Source organism: Pseudocitrobacter sp. 2023LY-00077, assembly GCF_055796175.1.
The window spans coordinates 201,934-217,388 of the sequence record NZ_JBSPEI010000002.1 but is presented as its reverse complement, the minus strand read 5'-3'; the positions used below and the strand labels follow the sequence as shown (position 1 = coordinate 217,388).

15 protein-coding genes are annotated in these 15,455 nt (G+C 54.9%); 9 read left to right on the top strand and 6 right to left on the bottom strand.

Annotated features, from left to right (window positions below):
- Positions 1 to 4: 4 nt before the first annotated feature.
- The 6 genes from ACWWFX_RS03425 to ACWWFX_RS03400 all read right to left on the bottom strand — a co-directional run bounded on the left by ACWWFX_RS03425 (position 5) and on the right by ACWWFX_RS03400 (position 5,051).
- Complete coding sequence (locus ACWWFX_RS03425) at positions 5 to 1,693, bottom strand: DUF4139 domain-containing protein (RefSeq protein ID WP_473223218.1); 1,689 nt, start codon at positions 1,691 to 1,693, stop codon at positions 5 to 7.
- A 144-nt stretch (positions 1,694 to 1,837) separates the two neighbouring features.
- The gene (locus ACWWFX_RS03420; RefSeq protein WP_108475950.1) at positions 1,838 to 2,878 is read right to left on the bottom strand and encodes an NADP(H)-dependent aldo-keto reductase; all 1,041 of its coding nucleotides are present in this window, start codon (positions 2,876 to 2,878) and stop codon (positions 1,838 to 1,840) included.
- A 126-nt stretch (positions 2,879 to 3,004) separates the two neighbouring features.
- Complete coding sequence (locus ACWWFX_RS03415) at positions 3,005 to 3,223, bottom strand: YgdI/YgdR family lipoprotein (RefSeq protein WP_015963194.1); 219 nt, start codon at positions 3,221 to 3,223, stop codon at positions 3,005 to 3,007.
- Between the two features lie 124 nt (positions 3,224 to 3,347).
- Complete coding sequence (locus ACWWFX_RS03410) at positions 3,348 to 4,061, bottom strand: TerC family protein (protein WP_276224485.1); 714 nt, start codon at positions 4,059 to 4,061, stop codon at positions 3,348 to 3,350.
- 64 nt (positions 4,062 to 4,125) lie between these two features.
- Entirely contained in the window at positions 4,126 to 4,821 is a 696-nt protein-coding gene (mutH, locus tag ACWWFX_RS03405; RefSeq protein ID WP_015963196.1) for a DNA mismatch repair endonuclease MutH, read from the bottom strand.
- A gap of 92 nt (positions 4,822 to 4,913) precedes the next feature.
- Positions 4,914 to 5,051, bottom strand: a complete 138-nt coding sequence (locus ACWWFX_RS03400) for a hypothetical protein (protein ID WP_276224481.1) — start codon at positions 5,049 to 5,051, stop codon at positions 4,914 to 4,916.
- Positions 5,052 to 5,504: 453 nt separating this feature from the next.
- Between ACWWFX_RS03400 and rppH the strand changes: the two genes are divergently transcribed.
- The 9 genes from rppH (at position 5,505) to recC (ending at position 15,427) form a co-directional block, all read left to right on the top strand.
- Complete coding sequence (gene rppH / locus ACWWFX_RS03395; protein ID WP_015963199.1) at positions 5,505 to 6,035, top strand: RNA pyrophosphohydrolase; 531 nt, start codon at positions 5,505 to 5,507, stop codon at positions 6,033 to 6,035.
- A gap of 12 nt (positions 6,036 to 6,047) precedes the next feature.
- Positions 6,048 to 8,294, top strand: coding sequence for a phosphoenolpyruvate--protein phosphotransferase (gene ptsP / locus ACWWFX_RS03390; protein ID WP_276224479.1), 2,247 nt, complete (start codon positions 6,048 to 6,050; stop codon positions 8,292 to 8,294).
- A 176-nt stretch (positions 8,295 to 8,470) separates the two neighbouring features.
- On the top strand, positions 8,471 to 9,343 hold the full coding sequence (gene lgt, locus ACWWFX_RS03385; RefSeq protein WP_015963202.1) for a prolipoprotein diacylglyceryl transferase: 873 nt from the start codon (positions 8,471 to 8,473) through the stop codon (positions 9,341 to 9,343).
- A gap of 6 nt (positions 9,344 to 9,349) precedes the next feature.
- A complete protein-coding gene (thyA, locus tag ACWWFX_RS03380; RefSeq protein WP_276224476.1) occupies positions 9,350 to 10,144 on the top strand; it encodes a thymidylate synthase in 795 nt (264 codons plus the stop codon).
- 171 nt (positions 10,145 to 10,315) lie between these two features.
- Positions 10,316 to 10,786 (top strand): prepilin peptidase-dependent protein, encoded by a 471-nt coding sequence (locus tag ACWWFX_RS03375; protein WP_473223217.1) that lies wholly within the window; start codon positions 10,316 to 10,318, stop codon positions 10,784 to 10,786.
- Positions 10,777 to 11,337, top strand: coding sequence for a prepilin peptidase-dependent protein (locus ACWWFX_RS03370; protein ID WP_276224472.1), 561 nt, complete (start codon positions 10,777 to 10,779; stop codon positions 11,335 to 11,337). Before ACWWFX_RS03375 ends, ACWWFX_RS03370 begins: the two co-directional genes overlap by 10 nt.
- The gene (locus tag ACWWFX_RS03365; protein ID WP_473223216.1) at positions 11,334 to 11,738 is read left to right on the top strand and encodes a DUF2509 family protein; all 405 of its coding nucleotides are present in this window, start codon (positions 11,334 to 11,336) and stop codon (positions 11,736 to 11,738) included. The genes ACWWFX_RS03370 and ACWWFX_RS03365 overlap by 4 nt, the downstream gene beginning before the upstream one ends.
- A complete protein-coding gene (locus ACWWFX_RS03360; RefSeq protein WP_276224468.1) occupies positions 11,723 to 12,046 on the top strand; it encodes a prepilin-type N-terminal cleavage/methylation domain-containing protein in 324 nt (107 codons plus the stop codon). The genes ACWWFX_RS03365 and ACWWFX_RS03360 overlap by 16 nt, the downstream gene beginning before the upstream one ends.
- A gap of 12 nt (positions 12,047 to 12,058) precedes the next feature.
- The gene (gene recC, locus ACWWFX_RS03355) at positions 12,059 to 15,427 is read left to right on the top strand and encodes an exodeoxyribonuclease V subunit gamma (protein ID WP_473223215.1); all 3,369 of its coding nucleotides are present in this window, start codon (positions 12,059 to 12,061) and stop codon (positions 15,425 to 15,427) included.
- The last annotated feature ends 28 nt before the right edge of the window (positions 15,428 to 15,455 follow it).

Sequence of the window (15,455 nt, the reverse complement as noted above, 5' to 3'; positions counted from 1 at the left end):
GAATTTATAATCCTGAAGGCGTGATTTTTTTCGGATACTTCACCGTATAGGAGAACGGCAAACTGACGTTCTCTTTCCCCGCCAGATGCAGTTTCCAGCTCAGCTCGCCGGTTTTGGCGTTGTACTGCGCCTGGCCATACTGCACTTTTTCCACCGTAATATCGCTGTTGGCGCTGACCGGGATTTGATCGAGAAGGGTTAAATCCACGGCTTCGGCATAGCTATTTTTCACGTTCAGGGAATAGCTGAAATTGCGTATCGCATCGTCGTTAAAGATAGAGACCGCATTCTCTTTCTTCTGCACCGTTTTACGCTGGATAATCAGCTTCGGATCACGATTAAGCTGAATGTTCAGTGATTTACCATCTTCCGGCGGCTGTAAATAACCGACTCCGGTACGGTTGTTGCCAAAGAAAATCTGGCTTTCGCCGGGGATCAGGTTCAGATCTTCCCACGCGTTAATCTGCACCTGCAAATAGGCGTCATTGCTGATTTTCGGAATCGCAAAGAAGCGATAGTTGCCGGAGACGGACTCTTCTTTAATCACCACCGTACGCGCGTTGTTATCGCTGTCTATTTGCCAGGGAAGGGTGAGTGCATAACGGACGTTTAATGCGGTGAAGTTTTCTGCGGGCCTTGGGGATGGCGCTTTTTCCGGGGCAGCATAACGACGACCGGCTTCTGCTGCTTTTTTATCAGCGGCGGCTTTTGCCGCCACTGCCGCTTTCTCGGCGGCATAAGTGTCCTTACGAGCCGTCGCTTCCTCTCGTGCCTGGAAGGCCGCATCAAGTGAGCCGCTGCCGGAGCCGTAGGCATAACCCTGGATTACATTGCTTTCATCGCGTACATCCACATACTGCGTCCCCATGCGCGGCAACGTCAGATGCGTATTCGGCTCGCTGGTGGAGAGCACCAGCTTAACGTTCTTCCACGCCAGCCCCGTATACTGGCGAATACTGGCCTTATAGACCAGCCGCAGCGGTTGATTAATGGCGCTGGCGTGAATATCGTAGAGCGGCGTCCATGAGGCGGCTCGGGTCATATATCGCACCACTGCCCGGGAGCTGACGGCTTTGGGGGCATACACTCTGGCGATAATCACCTGCGGTTCGTTTTCGCCGCCCAACTCGCCTTTGCTCATACTTTCGCGTAGCTCCAGCTTATCGATATCCCTTTGCTTATCGCTGATTTTCTGCGTCAATTGACCGGCGGCTAACAACAGTTCGCCGTTCTTTTCTTTGACCATTTGCAGATATTTTCCCACCTCCGCCGCGCTCTTGGTGGTTAACGAACGGTTAGCTTCCAGCACCTTAATTTGCGCGTTGATATTGTTTTTCTCGGCGGTCAGTTTCTCTTTTTCTTGTCTGGCGGCGTTAAGCTGCTGCTGGATGTCGGACAGGTCCGCGCCGGATTGTGTTTCCTGCAGCGCGACGCGCGAGGAAAGTACGGTGACGCCGTTATCCATGGCAATGGCAATGCTGTCAGGAAGCACGGAATCGGCAACCTGCGTAAAGGTAATTTCGCTCTCTCCGGCAGGGAGATTGAGCGCCTCTTCACTTTGCAGACTCGCACCGCGCAGATAAACGGTGACCTCTTTAAGCGAGAGCGGCTGCGTAAGCTGTGCAGACCAGGCCGATGAAACAGACACGCCTGCCAGAAACAGGGCAAGGGGAAGCGGTTTTAAAATAAACATGGTTGTCCTTAACGAAGAAAAACGCCCGCGTGGCGTTGGCGTAAGTCTATTGCGCGTCGTTAAGAAAAACGTGACTAAAACGTGTGAATGAATTCTGAAAAAGGGGAAAACGAGAGGCCTGACGCAAAACGTCAGGCCGGGGAATTACGGTGCCGGATAGGTATAAACCTGATGCACCGCTTCAATCTCTGCCAGCACCTCTTCGCTTAGCTCAAGGTGATAGCTCTCGACGTTGGTTTTCAGCTGTTCAAGCGTGGTGGCGCCCAGCAGCGTACTGGCGACAAACGGCTGACGACGCACAAAAGCCAGCGCCATCTGCGCCGGGTCGAGCCCGTGGCGTTTGGCGATATCGACATAAGCTGCCACCGCTTTCTGCGCCTGCTCACCGCTGTAGCGGGTGAAGCGGCTGAACAGCGTATTGCGCGCCCCAGCGGGTTTTGCGCCGTTAAGATATTTGCCGGTTAATGTGCCAAAGGCCAGGCAGGAGTAGGCCAGCAGTTCAACGCCTTCAAACTGACTCACTTCGGCCAGACCCACTTCATAGCTGCGGTTGAGCAGGCTGTACGGGTTCTGGATGGTGACGATGCGCGGCAGATCGTGTTTATCCGCCAGATGCAGATAGCGCATTACACCGAAAGCCGTTTCGTTCGAGACGCCAATGTAGCGAATTTTCCCGGCGCGCTGGAATTCGGTTAGCGCTTCCAGCGTATCGAGTAATGAAACCACCGGTGCGGAATCGGCCCAGGTGTAGCCCAGTTTGCCAAAGCAATTGGTTGGGCGCTGCGGCCAGTGTACCTGGTATAAATCGAGGTAATCCGTCTGCAGGCGGGTCAGGCTATCATGCAGGGCTTCGCGAATGTTTTTGCGATCCAGCGCCTGGTTTGGGCGGATGCCGCTGTCGTTATTGCGCGAAGGGCCGCTGACTTTTGAGGCCAGGATGAGTTTTTCGCGGTTGCCGCGTTTGGCAATCCAGTTACCGACGTAGGTCTCGGTCAAACCCTGTGTCTCCGGGCGAGGAGGAACCGGATACATTTCGGCGACGTCAATTAAGTTGATACCCTGACTGACGGCGTAATCGAGCTGTGCGTGGGCGTCGGCTTCACTATTTTGTTCACCAAACGTCATAGTGCCCAGCCCAAGAGTACTTATCTCAAGTGAGCTGTGGGGAATACGGTGGTAGTGCATAGCCAGCTTCCTTTTTCTTAACAACGTCAGGAATGTCCCGACAAAGGAATATAAAAATGGCAGAGGGAGAGAGAAAGTGGAAGCAAAAAGATCAAAAAAGGCCAGCAGGCGGCTGACCTCATTTTCTTAGCGTTTAATGATTTGCGAAACGTCGTCGCGATTAATCTGCATTCTGTTGCCCTGCTGATCTTCGTAGCTAATCAGCCCGGTGTCGTCATCGACTTCCGGTTTTCCATCCGTCAGGATCATCCTGCCATCCTTGGTTGCCATCACGTAATCACTGCTGCAACCCGATACAGCAAAAGCCAAACCCACTGCGGAAATCAACACTGCCCATTTTTTCATCCTTAATCCCCTTTTATGGCCGCACGTTTATCATTGTAGTAATAACTCAATATTTTGAGAGGATAAAGCAGTAAAGTCTTAAAAAAATAAGACTCAGCCCTCAAAAGAGGGCTGAAGAAGGGGATTAGAGCGGATTCTTTTTGTTGCGGATGAGGTTCAGGCTTTCGACGCCAATGGAGAAGAACATCGCGAAGTAGATGTAGCCTTTCGGCACATGAACGTCGAAACTTTCCAGAATCAGGGTGAAACCCACCAGAATCAGGAACGACAGCGCCAGCATTTTGACCGACGGATGGCGGTCAACAAAATCGCCAATCGGGCGGGCGGCAAACATCATCACACCAACTGCAATCACCACGGCGGCCATCATAATAAACAGATGATCGGACAGACCTACCGCCGTAATCACCGAGTCGAGGCTGAAAATAATATCCAGCAGCATAATCTGCACAATGGCACCCATGAACGAGTGGACGTTGGTTTTCAGCCCCTCTTCATCGCCTTCGATCGACTCGTGGATCTCTTTGCTGGCTTTCCAGATGAGGAATAGCCCACCGACCAGCAAGATGAGATCGCGCAGCGAGATTTCCTGTCCCAGCACTGAGAACAGTGGGTTTGTCAGTTTGACGACCCAGGCGATGGAAGCCAGCAGACCCAGACGCATAATCATCGCGCCCAGCAACCCTAAGCGACGGGCGTGGGCACGTTGTGCGGTGGGAAGTTTCGCGACAACCAAAGAGAGGAAGATAATGTTGTCGATCCCAAGGACGATCTCCAGAAGCGTCAGGGTTCCTAGCGCCAGCCAGGCGTTGGGATCGGTTATCCATGCAAATAACATCTATAAAGTCCTGCCAAAAACGAAAGCGTCAATTATAAGCGTGTCACACGGCGGGGTAAAAAGATTAATACGTTTGTAGCATGAAGTGACGGGCCAGCAGGGCGGAGGTGAAGTTTTTCTTCAGATAAAAGCCCCGCGGCAGCGTCAGAATCGGTTCGCCATGCGCGCCAATGGCTTCCGTCAGCGCTTTACTGTTGGCGGCTTTAGGGCGCAGTTGCAGCACTTCGCCGTGGCGGGCGGTGATTTTCTCGACCTGACCCAGCACGATGAGGTCCATCAGTTCTTCCCAGTCCATCTGCAACTGCCTCTCTTCTTCGGCGCTCGGCGTCCACAGCAGCGGCGATCCCACCCGGCGTTCAGCCAGCGGAATTGAACGTTCGCCTTCAACCGGGATCCACAAAACGCATTTCAGTTTATGACGTACGTGGCTGTTCTCCCAGGTTACCCCGGTGTTGCCGGTGAGCGGTGCAACGCAAACAAACGTGGTTTCCAGCGGGCGGCCCAGACTATCAATGGGAATCGTTTTAAGTTCGACGCCCAGGGCGGCGAAATCTTGCTCGGGTTTACTGCCCGCGCTGGCCCCCAGCCATAGCTCAAGAAGAATGCCAATCCAGCCTTTATCGCGTTTCAAATCTTTCGGAATGGGTAGCCCTGCCATCGCCGCCAGTTCCCCCAATGAATACCCGGCAAGACGTTGCGCTTGTGTTAACAACTCAGCCTGAGTTTGTGGGGAAGTGGTCAATGGAATCAGGGCAGACATGAGGTTGAACCTTTTGGTCAAAAAATGAACGAGAGTTTTGCACACTGTGGATAGAGTTTAACTTTTTCTGAGTAAATATACCAATGGCATGATTAATATGACTTTTTTTTGGGTTTTTGCTCATGAAAAAGTTGTAGAAAAAAGGTTTTCCAATTCTGGTCACTGGCAATGAACAGGATCTTACACCATGTTATCCACAGAAAAGTGGGATAACTGGGGAAAAGCCCCACTACTGTTTCGATTTACAGCCTTGACGTGCGACGAAAATCGAATTTTCGCACAAAAGATGCCTAAGATGTTGGCACAATCTGTGGATAAAACCAACGTTGCTCGATCTTTCATCAATCAAAGGATCGGTGATGTGATGATCATCACGTTATGCTGTAATAACTGACAAATGGTGATAATAACTTTATGAAAAATAGCGTTTTCCTGAGATGCTCTCATCCCTGTTGATTAGGACTACTCCGGGTTTTCCCTGGTTAATTCCATACTTCTTCACAACTCTATCCACAGAAAAAGTGAATAAAATCGCCTTTGTGCCCGCGCCTCTGTTTATAACTCGGCTCATTACTGTGAGTTATTCAAATGTTATTCGTTGTGAGCGGGGTAATAGAGTGGTTTACCGTTTCCGGGGAGTATGAAACAATCATTCACATTGAAGCTTATTTTGAGGTAGTCCGGTGATTGATGACGATGGCTACCGCCCAAATGTTGGTATTGTAATTTGCAACCGTCAGGGCCAGGTCATGTGGGCTCGGCGCTATGGTCAGCACTCCTGGCAGTTCCCGCAGGGCGGGATAAATCCAGGAGAAACCGCAGAGCAAGCGATGTATCGGGAACTGTTTGAAGAAGTAGGATTAAGCCGCAAGGATGTGCGGATCCTCGCTTCAACCCGAAACTGGTTGCGTTACAAGTTGCCGAAACGTTTGGTGCGTTGGGACACAAAGCCGGTTTGTATCGGCCAGAAGCAGAAGTGGTTTCTCTTGCAGTTGATTGGCAATGACGCAGATATCAATATGCAAACCAGCAGCACGCCGGAGTTCGATGGCTGGCGCTGGGTGAGTTACTGGTATCCGGTGCGTCAGGTCGTCTCGTTTAAGCGTGATGTATACCGCCGGGTGATGAAAGAGTTCGCCAGTGTTGTGATGGCGCTTGCGGAAAGCAATTCCAGGCCGCAAAGCGCACCAGCTTATCGACGTAAAAGAGGTTAAGCCACGCACATTATGCTCACTCGCTTACGCGAAATAGTCGAGAAGGTTGCCAGTGCGCCGCGTTTAAACGAGGCGCTGGATATCCTGGTTACGGATATCTGCCTGGCGATGGAAACCGAGGTGTGCTCGGTTTACCTGGCCGACCACGACCGACGCAGCTATTACCTGATGGCGACGCGCGGCTTAAAAAAACCGCGCGGTCGTACGGTCACGCTCGCCTTCGATGAAGGTATTGTCGGCCTGGTTGGCCGACTTGCCGAACCCATCAACCTGGCCGACGCGCAAAAACACCCCAGTTTTAAATACATTCCTTCCGTAAAAGAAGAGCGCTTCCGCGCCTTCCTTGGCGTGCCGATTATTCAGCGGCGACAGCTGCTTGGCGTGCTGGTCGTTCAGCAGCGCGAGCTGCGCCAGTACGACGAAAGTGAAGAGTCTTTCCTGGTCACCCTCGCCACGCAGATGGCGGCGATACTTTCTCAGTCGCAGCTGACTGCGCTGTTTGGACAGTATCGCCAGACGCGTATTCGCGCGCTTCCGGCGTCGTCCGGGGTGGCGATTGCCGAAGGCTGGATGGATGCCACGCTGCCATTAATGGAGCAGGTATACGAAGCCTCGACGCTCGACACCGCGCAAGAGCGCGAACGCCTGACCGGCGCGCTGGAAGAGGCGGCCAATGAGTTCCGTCGCTACAGCAAGCGTTATGCCGCCGGAGCGCAGAAAGAAACGGCGGCGATTTTCGACCTTTACTCGCACCTGCTTTCCGATGCCAGCCTGCGTCGGGCGCTGTTTGCCGAAGTGGATAAAGGCTCGGTCGCTGAGTGGGCGGTCAAAAAAGTTATTGAGAAGTTTGCCGAACAGTTTGCAGCGCTGAGTGACGGCTATCTGAAAGAGCGCGCGGGCGATTTGCGTACGCTGGGCCAGCGTCTGCTGTTCCATCTCGACGATACCATTCAGGGCGCAAATGCCTGGCCGGAACGTTTCGTGCTGGTGGCGGATGAACTCTCGGCTACCACGCTTGCGGAAGTGCCACAGGACAGGCTGGTGGGGGTGGTCGTTCGCGATGGCGCAGCAAACTCGCATGCGGCGATTATGGTGCGCGCACTCGGCATTCCTACCGTTATGGGCGCGGATATTCAGCCTTCGGTGCTGCATGGCCGCAACCTGGTGGTGGATGGCTATCGCGGTGAATTGCTGGTTGACCCTGAACCGATCCTGATTCAGGAATATCAACGCCTTATCAGCGAAGAACATGAACTCAGCCGCATCGCCGAAGATGATGTTGAACGCCCGGCGCAGCTTAAAAGCGGTGAACGGGTAAAAGTCATGCTCAACGCGGGCCTCAGCCCGGAGCATGAAGAGAAGCAGGGGCGACGCATTGACGGCATTGGCCTCTATCGCACCGAAATTCCATTTATGCTGCAAAGTGGCTTCCCGTCGGAAGAGGAACAGGTTGCCCAGTATCAGGGCATGTTGCAGATGTTCAACGACAAACCGGTGACCTTGCGTACGCTTGATGTCGGTGCGGATAAACAACTGCCGTACATGCCGATCAGCGAAGAGAACCCGTGCCTGGGCTGGCGTGGGATCCGCATTACGCTCGATCAGCCGGAGATCTTCCTGATCCAGGTGCGCGCCATGCTGCGTGCCAACGCCGCGACCGGTAACCTCAGCATTTTGCTGCCCATGGTCACCAGCCTTGAAGAGGTTGATGAAGCGCGTCGTCTGATTGATCGCGCCGGACGTGAAGTGGAAGAGATGATCGGCTACGCGATCCCGAAACCGCGTATCGGCATCATGCTTGAAGTGCCGTCGATGGTCTTTATGCTGCCGCATCTGGCGAATCGCATCGACTTTATCTCCGTCGGCACCAACGATCTTACCCAGTACATTCTGGCGGTGGATCGTAACAATACGCGGGTGGCGAACATCTACGACAGCCTGCATCCGGCCATGCTGCGCGTGCTGTCGATGGTGGCGCAGGAAGCGGAGCGCTACGATATCGATCTTCGTCTGTGTGGTGAAATGGCTGGCGACCCGATGTGTGTGACGATACTGGTTGGGCTCGGTTTCCGGCATTTGTCGATGAATGGCCGCTCAGTGGCACGTGTGAAGTATTTGCTTCGCAACGTTGAGCTTGAAGAGGCGCAAACGCTGGCGCAGCGCAGCCTGGAAGCGCAGCTCACCACTGAAGTACGCCATCAGGTGGCGGCGTTTATGGAGCGTCGCGGGCTGGGTGGATTGATTCGCGGGGGGCGGTAAATCGTGAGATTGGGCACGTTGATGCCCTCTCCCTATACACATCTTTTACATCTTCCCCGCATCCTCTCCTGCAAGCCTTGTGCTATCATTCTGCCCTTTGGCGCGCCCGTTTCACGTAGGCGCACATCCATACCGCTGACCACTTTCGGCGGAATAACAAGAACTTGTGGTGACAGATGAATAGTGGGTATCTGCGTTTCCCGGAATTTGACCCGGTAATTTTTTCTATTGGACCGGTCTCGCTGCACTGGTATGGCGTGATGTATCTGGTTGGCTTCGTCTTCGCGATGTGGCTGGCGGGCCGTCGGGCGAATCGCCCTGGCAGTGGTTGGACAAAAAACGAAGTTGAAAATCTGCTATATGCGGGCTTCCTCGGGGTATTCCTCGGCGGGCGCATCGGTTACGTATTGTTCTATAACTTCGATCTGTTCCTGAATGACCCGCTGTATCTGTTCCGCGTCTGGGATGGCGGCATGTCCTTCCACGGCGGGTTGATTGGCGTGATTATCGTGATGATCGTCTTCGCGAAACGCACCAAACGCACCTTCTTCCAGGTCTCTGATTTTATTGCTCCATTGATTCCGTTTGGCCTGGGCGCCGGGCGTTTGGGCAACTTTATCAACGGTGAACTGTGGGGCCGCGTCGATCCTGGTTTCAAGTACACCATGCTGTTCCCAAATTCGCGCGCCGAAGACCTGGCGCTGCTGCCATCGCACCCGGAATGGCAATCGCTGTTTGATACTTACGGCTCGCTGCCGCGTCATATGTCTCAGCTGTATGAAATGGCGCTGGAGGGCGTAGTGCTGTTCCTGATCCTCAACTGGTTTATTCGCAAACCGCGCCCGGCGGGGTCGGTCTCCGGTTTGTTCCTGATCGGTTATGGCCTGTTCCGTATCATCGTCGAATTCTTCCGCCAGCCGGATCAGCAATTCACCGGCGCGTGGGTTCAGTACATCAGCATGGGGCAGATCCTTTCCATTCCGATGGTGCTTGCGGGTATCATTATGATGGTTTGGGCATTCCGCCGTCCGCAGCAACACGTCTCTTGAGGAATCATGAAACAGTATCTTGAACTGATGCAGAAGGTGCTTGATGAAGGCACCCAGAAAAATGACCGTACCGGCACGGGCACGACCTCCATTTTTGGCCACCAGATGCGCTTTAACTTGCAGGATGGCTTCCCGCTGGTGACGACGAAACGTTGTCATTTACGCTCCATCATCCACGAACTGTTGTGGTTCCTGCAGGGCGACACCAACGTGGCGTATCTGCGTGAAAATAACGTCACCATCTGGGACGAATGGGCTGATGAAAACGGCGATTTAGGCCCGGTTTATGGTAAACAGTGGCGTGCCTGGCCAACGCCGGATGGCCGCCATATCGACCAGATCACCACGGTAATGAATCAGCTGAAAAACGACCCGGATTCCCGCCGCATTATTGTGTCGGCATGGAATGTCGGCGAGCTGGATAAAATGGCGCTGGCCCCGTGCCATGCGTTTTTCCAGTTCTACGTTGCGGATGGCAAGCTCTCCTGCCAGCTCTATCAGCGCTCCTGTGATGTATTCCTCGGCCTGCCGTTTAATATCGCCAGCTATGCGCTGCTGGTGCATATGATGGCGCAGCAGTGTGACCTGGAAGTGGGCGATTTTGTCTGGACGGGCGGCGATACGCACCTGTACAGCAACCACATGGAACAAACTGCACTTCAGCTAACTCGCGAACCACGCGCGTTGCCGAAGCTGGTCATTAAACGTAAGCCAGAATCTATCTTTGATTACCGTTTCGACGATTTCGAGATTGAAGGCTACGACCCGCATCCGGGTATCAAAGCACCCGTCGCGATTTAATCGCAGTGTATGAAAAACCGGCAGCTTCTGCGTGCCGGTTTTTTTATGTCTGGAATTCGCCTTCCCATTTTTTTGCAAGCCGCTGCAATCACGTAAATTCACTGGAAAGCGCCTCGTAGAAATGCAATCTGCCTCTCGCAACGCATCTTCGGTTTTCCGATACTCCCCGCCATGAACAGACAAACGGGTTATACCCTGATTGAAACATTGGTTGCGGTCTCGCTGGTTATCATCCTCAGCGCGGGTGGGCTATACGGCTGGCAAAGCTGGCAGCAGCAACAGCGGCTATGGCAAACCGCGACGCAGCTGCGTGATTACCTGCTATTTCTGCGCAATGACGCTAACTGGCATAACCGTGATCGGATGATTAAAGCCCATTACGTTGATACGCTCTGGTGCCTGGTGGCGGATGACAGCGTGGCGGAAGGTTGCCCACTGGCTAATCCGCTGGTTTTTCTGCCACCGTGGGCTGAGGTGCAACTGGCGAGCATCACACCTTCTCTGGGTTTTTTCGGGTTACGTAATACCGCGTGGGCCGGGAGTATTTCAGTTCAAAGCACTGCCGGACACTGGGAGGTGATTCTCTCAAGCTTTGGGCGGTTACGTTTGTGCGAACGTGAAGGAGACAACGAATGCCAGTGATCATGCGCGGTTTTTCGCTGCTGGAAGTGCTGATTTCAATGGCTATCAGCAGCGTATTGCTGCTGGGGGCGTCCCGTTTTCTGCCCGCGTTACAGCGTGGCATTTTACAACAGACCCGTCAGCAGGCGCTGGAAGATGAGGTCTGGCAGCGGCTTTACACGGTGGCGAAGCATCTGCAACGCGCCGGATACTGCAACGGCGAGTGCAGTGGCGAGCCGCTGGAACTTGCACAGCAGGGGCAGTGCGTCATTATTCGCTGGGATGCTAACAGCGACGGTATCTGGCAGGCATCGCCGATGACTGATGCCGACAGTATCGGGTTCCGCCTGCAAAAGGGCGTGCTGGAAACCTTACGCGGCGCGTCGAGCTGCGAGGGAAAAGGGTGGGATAAAATGACCGACCCGGCGACGGTGACCATCACGCAATTTCAGGTTACGCGGCAAAACAGCGCCGGGTTTCCACCGGAGTTAACGGTCGCGCTAAGTGCATCCGGTATCAATGACGCGGGTAACGTCAATGCGCTGTATAGCGTGACGGGATACAACCTGTGAATCGCGAGCGGGGGGCATCGTCACTGGCGCTGGTTCTGTTACTGCTGGTGTTAGGCATTTTGATGTTACAGGGGCTTAATCAGACCCAGCGCCGGCAAGTCGCAATGGTCAATGATGAAACGCTGGCGCTGCGCGATACGGCGCGGGCGCACACCGCGCTACAGTGGGGAAAAACCTTACCGTGGTCGATGGCGATGAGCGTGCAGTGTCGGGCAAACAGCGACGGCGCTCGCGCGTGTCTGCGGCAGCTTAACGATGACGCCATACTGCTGATGGCGGAGAGTAACGGCGTTCAGCTTTGGCAATCCGGCAGGCGGCAGGATAACAGTATGGTGTTTTTGCCTCACGGCTGGAGCGATTTTTGCCCCTTACAGGAGAGAGCCCTATGCCAGATGCCCTGACCAAAACGCGCGGCTTTAGCCTGCCGGAAGTGTTACTGGCGATGCTGCTGATGGTCAGCGTCATTACGGCGTTGGGTGGATATTATCGTAGCCTGGCGCTGAGCAACCATCAGCTTAATCAGTATCGCCAGCTTTGGCGCTATGCGTGGCTGCAAACGCAGCGGCAGGCTCAACCCCTGCCGGAAGGCTGGAGCAGCCAGCGTGTGCAGACAACAAGCCAACGTTGTGTCAGCATCAATGTTACTATTACCGCCCCGCTGGGTAAGCAAGGTCATATGACGCGGCTGCATTGCCCCGTCAATCTGTAGTCAGGAGCGAATATGTTACGGGTCTACCACTCCAACCGTCTGGATGTGCTGGAAGCATTAATGGAGTTCATTGTTGAGCAACAGCGGCTCGATGACCCATTCGAGTCTGAAATGGTGCTGGTGCAAAGCACCGGGATGGCGCAATGGCTGCAGATGACCCTGTCGCAACGCTTTGGCATTGCGGCGAATATCGACTTCCCGCTTCCCGCCAGCTTTATCTGGGATATGTTCACCCGCGTGCTGCCGGATATTCCCGGCGAAAGCGCCTTCAACAAGCAAAGCATGAGCTGGAAGTTGATGACCCTGCTGCCGCAAATGCTGGATGACGACGCATTTACCCCGCTGCGTCATTATCTGCACGATGATGCTGACAAGCGCAAACTGTTCCAGCTTGCCTCACGGGTGGCGGATCTCTACGACCAGTATCTGGTGTATCGCCCGCAGTGGCTAACCGACTGGGAAAACGACAAGCTGGTGGATGGCCTCGGTGAGGCGCAGCTCTGGCAGGCACCGCTGTGGAAATCGCTGGTGGCGCACACCGAAGCGCTAGGCCAGCCGCTCTGGCACCGCGCCAATTTGTATCAACGGTTTATCGATATCCTTGAACAAAGCGAGACGCGTCCGGAAGGCCTGCCGTCGCGGGTGTTTATCTGCGGTATCTCGGCGCTGCCGCCGGTTTATCTCCACGCCTTACAGGCGCTGGGCAAGCACATTGATATTTACGTGCTGTTCACTAACCCTTGCCGTTACTACTGGGGCGATATTCAGGACCCGGCGTTTCTGGCGCGTTTGCAGGCGCGCCAGCGTCGGCATTTCCGTGAAGAACGCGAGTTGCCGCTGTTTCGTGACGCCGCCGCCGCGCCGGGTTTGTTTAACGACGACGGCGAGCAGAATGTCACCAACCCGATGCTGGCCTCATGGGGTAAACTGGGGCGCGATTATATTTACCTGCTTGCTGGCCTGGAGCGTTATCAGGAGCTGGAAGCGTTTGTTGATATTGACCCGGATAACCTGCTGCACAACCTGCAACATGACGTTCTCGAATTAAAAAATTCCGCCATCGCCGGGCGCACGGCGCAAGAGTTTGCCCACAGTGGGGCCAAACGCGTGTTGAAGCCCGACGATCGCAGCCTGACGGTTCACGTCTGCCACAGCCCGCGGCGTGAAGTGGAAATATTGCACGATCGCCTGCTGGCGATGCTGGAAGCAGACCCGACGCTGACGCCGCGCGATATCATTGTGATGGTAGCGGACATCGACAGCTACAGCCCGTTTATTCAGGCGGTGTTTGGTAGTGCCACCGGCGAGCGCTATCTACCGTATGCAATTTCCGACCGTCGCGCCCGTCAGGCGCATCCGGCGATGCAGGCGTTTATCACGCTGCTCTCGCTGCCCGACAGCCGCTTTGTCAGCGAAGACGTGCTGGCGCTGCTGGACGTACCCGTGCTGGCCGCTCGCTTTAACATTGATGAAGAGGGGCTGCGTTACCTGCGTCAGTGGGTGAATGAGTCTGGTATTCGCTGGGGGCTTGATGACGATAACGTCCGCGAGCTCGACCTTCCTGCCACCGGGCAACATACCTGGCGCTTTGGCCTGACGCGTATGCTGCTTGGCTACGCGATGGAAAGCCAGCAGGGCGAGTGGCAATCTGTCTTACCTTATGATGAGTCCAGCGGTCTGATTGCCGAACTGGTGGGGCATCTGGCATCGTTATTAATGCAGCTTAACCACTGGCGGCAGGGCTTATCGCAGGATCGTCCTCTGGAAGAGTGGCTGCCGGTGTGTCGCGATATGCTCAACGATTTCTTCCTGCCCGATCAAGATACGGAAGCCGCACTGGCGCTGATTGAGCAGCAGTGGCAGGCGATTATTGCGCAAGGAACGCAGTCTCAATACGAGGGCATGGTCCCGCTTTCACTGCTGCGCGACGAGCTGGCTTCCCGGCTCGATCAGGAGCGCATCAGCCAACGCTTCCTGGCGGGGCCGGTGAACATCTGTACCCTGATGCCGATGCGTTCTATTCCGTTCAAAGTGGTGTGCCTGCTGGGCATGAACGACGGCGTATATCCGCGCGCGCTACCGCCGCTGGGCTTTGATTTGATGAGCCAGAAACCGGTACGCGGCGACCGAAGCCGTCGTGATGACGACCGCTATCTGTTCCTCGAAGCGATGATGTCCGCCGGGCAGACGCTCTATATCAGCTACATTGGCCGTTCCATTCAGGACAACAGTGAACGCTATCCGTCGGTGCTGGTGCAGGAGTTGCTGGATTACATCGGGCAAAGCCATTGCCTGGAGGGCGATGAAGCGCTGAACTGCGACGAGAGCGATAAGCGCGTGAAAGCGCATATTATGCACCAGCATACGCGCATGCCGTTTGATGCCGAGAACTTCACGGCTAATGAGCGGCAAAGCTACGCCCGCGAATGGCTCGCGGCGGCCAGCCAGCAAGGCGAGGCGCATTCACCGTTTATTCAGCCCCTCGCGCCGCTCGATATCACGCATCTACCGCTGGAGCAGCTTCAGCGCTTCTGGCAGCACCCGGTGCGCGCCTTCTTCCAGATGCGCTTACAGGTGAATTTCCGCGCGGAAGAGAGTGAAATCCCGGACACCGAACCGTTTACGCTGGAAGGGCTGACCCGCTATCAGCTCAATCAACAGCTACTGAATACGCTGATTGAAGAGCAGGACGCCGGGCAGATGTATCGCCGTTATCGGGCGGCGGGTACGCTGCCTTATGGCCCTTATGGGGAAATCGCCTGGGAGGTGCAGCGTCAGGAGATGGAGGCGCTGGCCTCGCGCGTTATCGAGCTGCGCGAGCCTGCGCAAAGCATGGAGATCGACCTTGATTGTGCGGGCGTTAACATTACCGGCTGGCTGGCGCAAGTACAGTCGAGCGGATTGTTGCGCTGGCGCCCATCTTTGCTCAGCGTTTCACAGGGAATGCAACTTTGGCTGGAACACCTTGTCTACTGTGCCAGTGGCGGAACCGGCGAGAGCCGTCTGCTGCTGCGCAAAGAGGGGGAGTGGCGCTTCCCGCCGCTGTCGGCCATGGAAGCGAGCGGCTATCTTGCTGAGCTGGTTGAAGGTTACCGACTCGGCATGACGCAGCCGCTACTGTTCCTGCCTGAAAGCGGCGGCGCCTGGCTGAAAGCCTGCTTCGACGCCGAAAGCAACACGCTCCTGATGGACGACGAAACGCAGCAAAAAGCGCGAAGCAAGTTTCTTCAGGCGTATGAAGGGAATATGGTAGTCAGTGGCGAAGGGAGTGATTTGTGGTATCAACGCCTGTGGCGCACGCTCGAAAATGAGCAATATGAAGCCATTATCGAACAGACGCAGCGCTACCTGTTGCCGGTTTTCCGTTATCACCAGTCATAATGGCAGTATAAAAATTGCGCAATTAAAA

Coding starts and splice junctions, on each gene's coding strand:
- ACWWFX_RS03425 (WP_473223218.1), bottom strand. CDS start 1,693: ATGTTTATTTTAAAACCGCTTCCCCTTGCCCTGTTTCTGGCAGGCGTG.
- ACWWFX_RS03420 (WP_108475950.1), bottom strand. CDS start 2,878: ATGCACTACCACCGTATTCCCCACAGCTCACTTGAGATAAGTACTCTT.
- ACWWFX_RS03415 (WP_015963194.1), bottom strand. CDS start 3,223: ATGAAAAAATGGGCAGTGTTGATTTCCGCAGTGGGTTTGGCTTTTGCT.
- ACWWFX_RS03410 (WP_276224485.1), bottom strand. CDS start 4,061: ATGTTATTTGCATGGATAACCGATCCCAACGCCTGGCTGGCGCTAGGA.
- mutH (WP_015963196.1), bottom strand. CDS start 4,821: ATGTCTGCCCTGATTCCATTGACCACTTCCCCACAAACTCAGGCTGAG.
- ptsP (WP_276224479.1), top strand. CDS start 6,048: ATGCTCACTCGCTTACGCGAAATAGTCGAGAAGGTTGCCAGTGCGCCG.
- lgt (WP_015963202.1), top strand. CDS start 8,471: ATGAATAGTGGGTATCTGCGTTTCCCGGAATTTGACCCGGTAATTTTT.
- thyA (WP_276224476.1), top strand. CDS start 9,350: ATGAAACAGTATCTTGAACTGATGCAGAAGGTGCTTGATGAAGGCACC.
- ACWWFX_RS03375 (WP_473223217.1), top strand. CDS start 10,316: ATGAACAGACAAACGGGTTATACCCTGATTGAAACATTGGTTGCGGTC.
- ACWWFX_RS03370 (WP_276224472.1), top strand. CDS start 10,777: ATGCCAGTGATCATGCGCGGTTTTTCGCTGCTGGAAGTGCTGATTTCA.
- ACWWFX_RS03360 (WP_276224468.1), top strand. CDS start 11,723: ATGCCAGATGCCCTGACCAAAACGCGCGGCTTTAGCCTGCCGGAAGTG.
- recC (WP_473223215.1), top strand. CDS start 12,059: ATGTTACGGGTCTACCACTCCAACCGTCTGGATGTGCTGGAAGCATTA.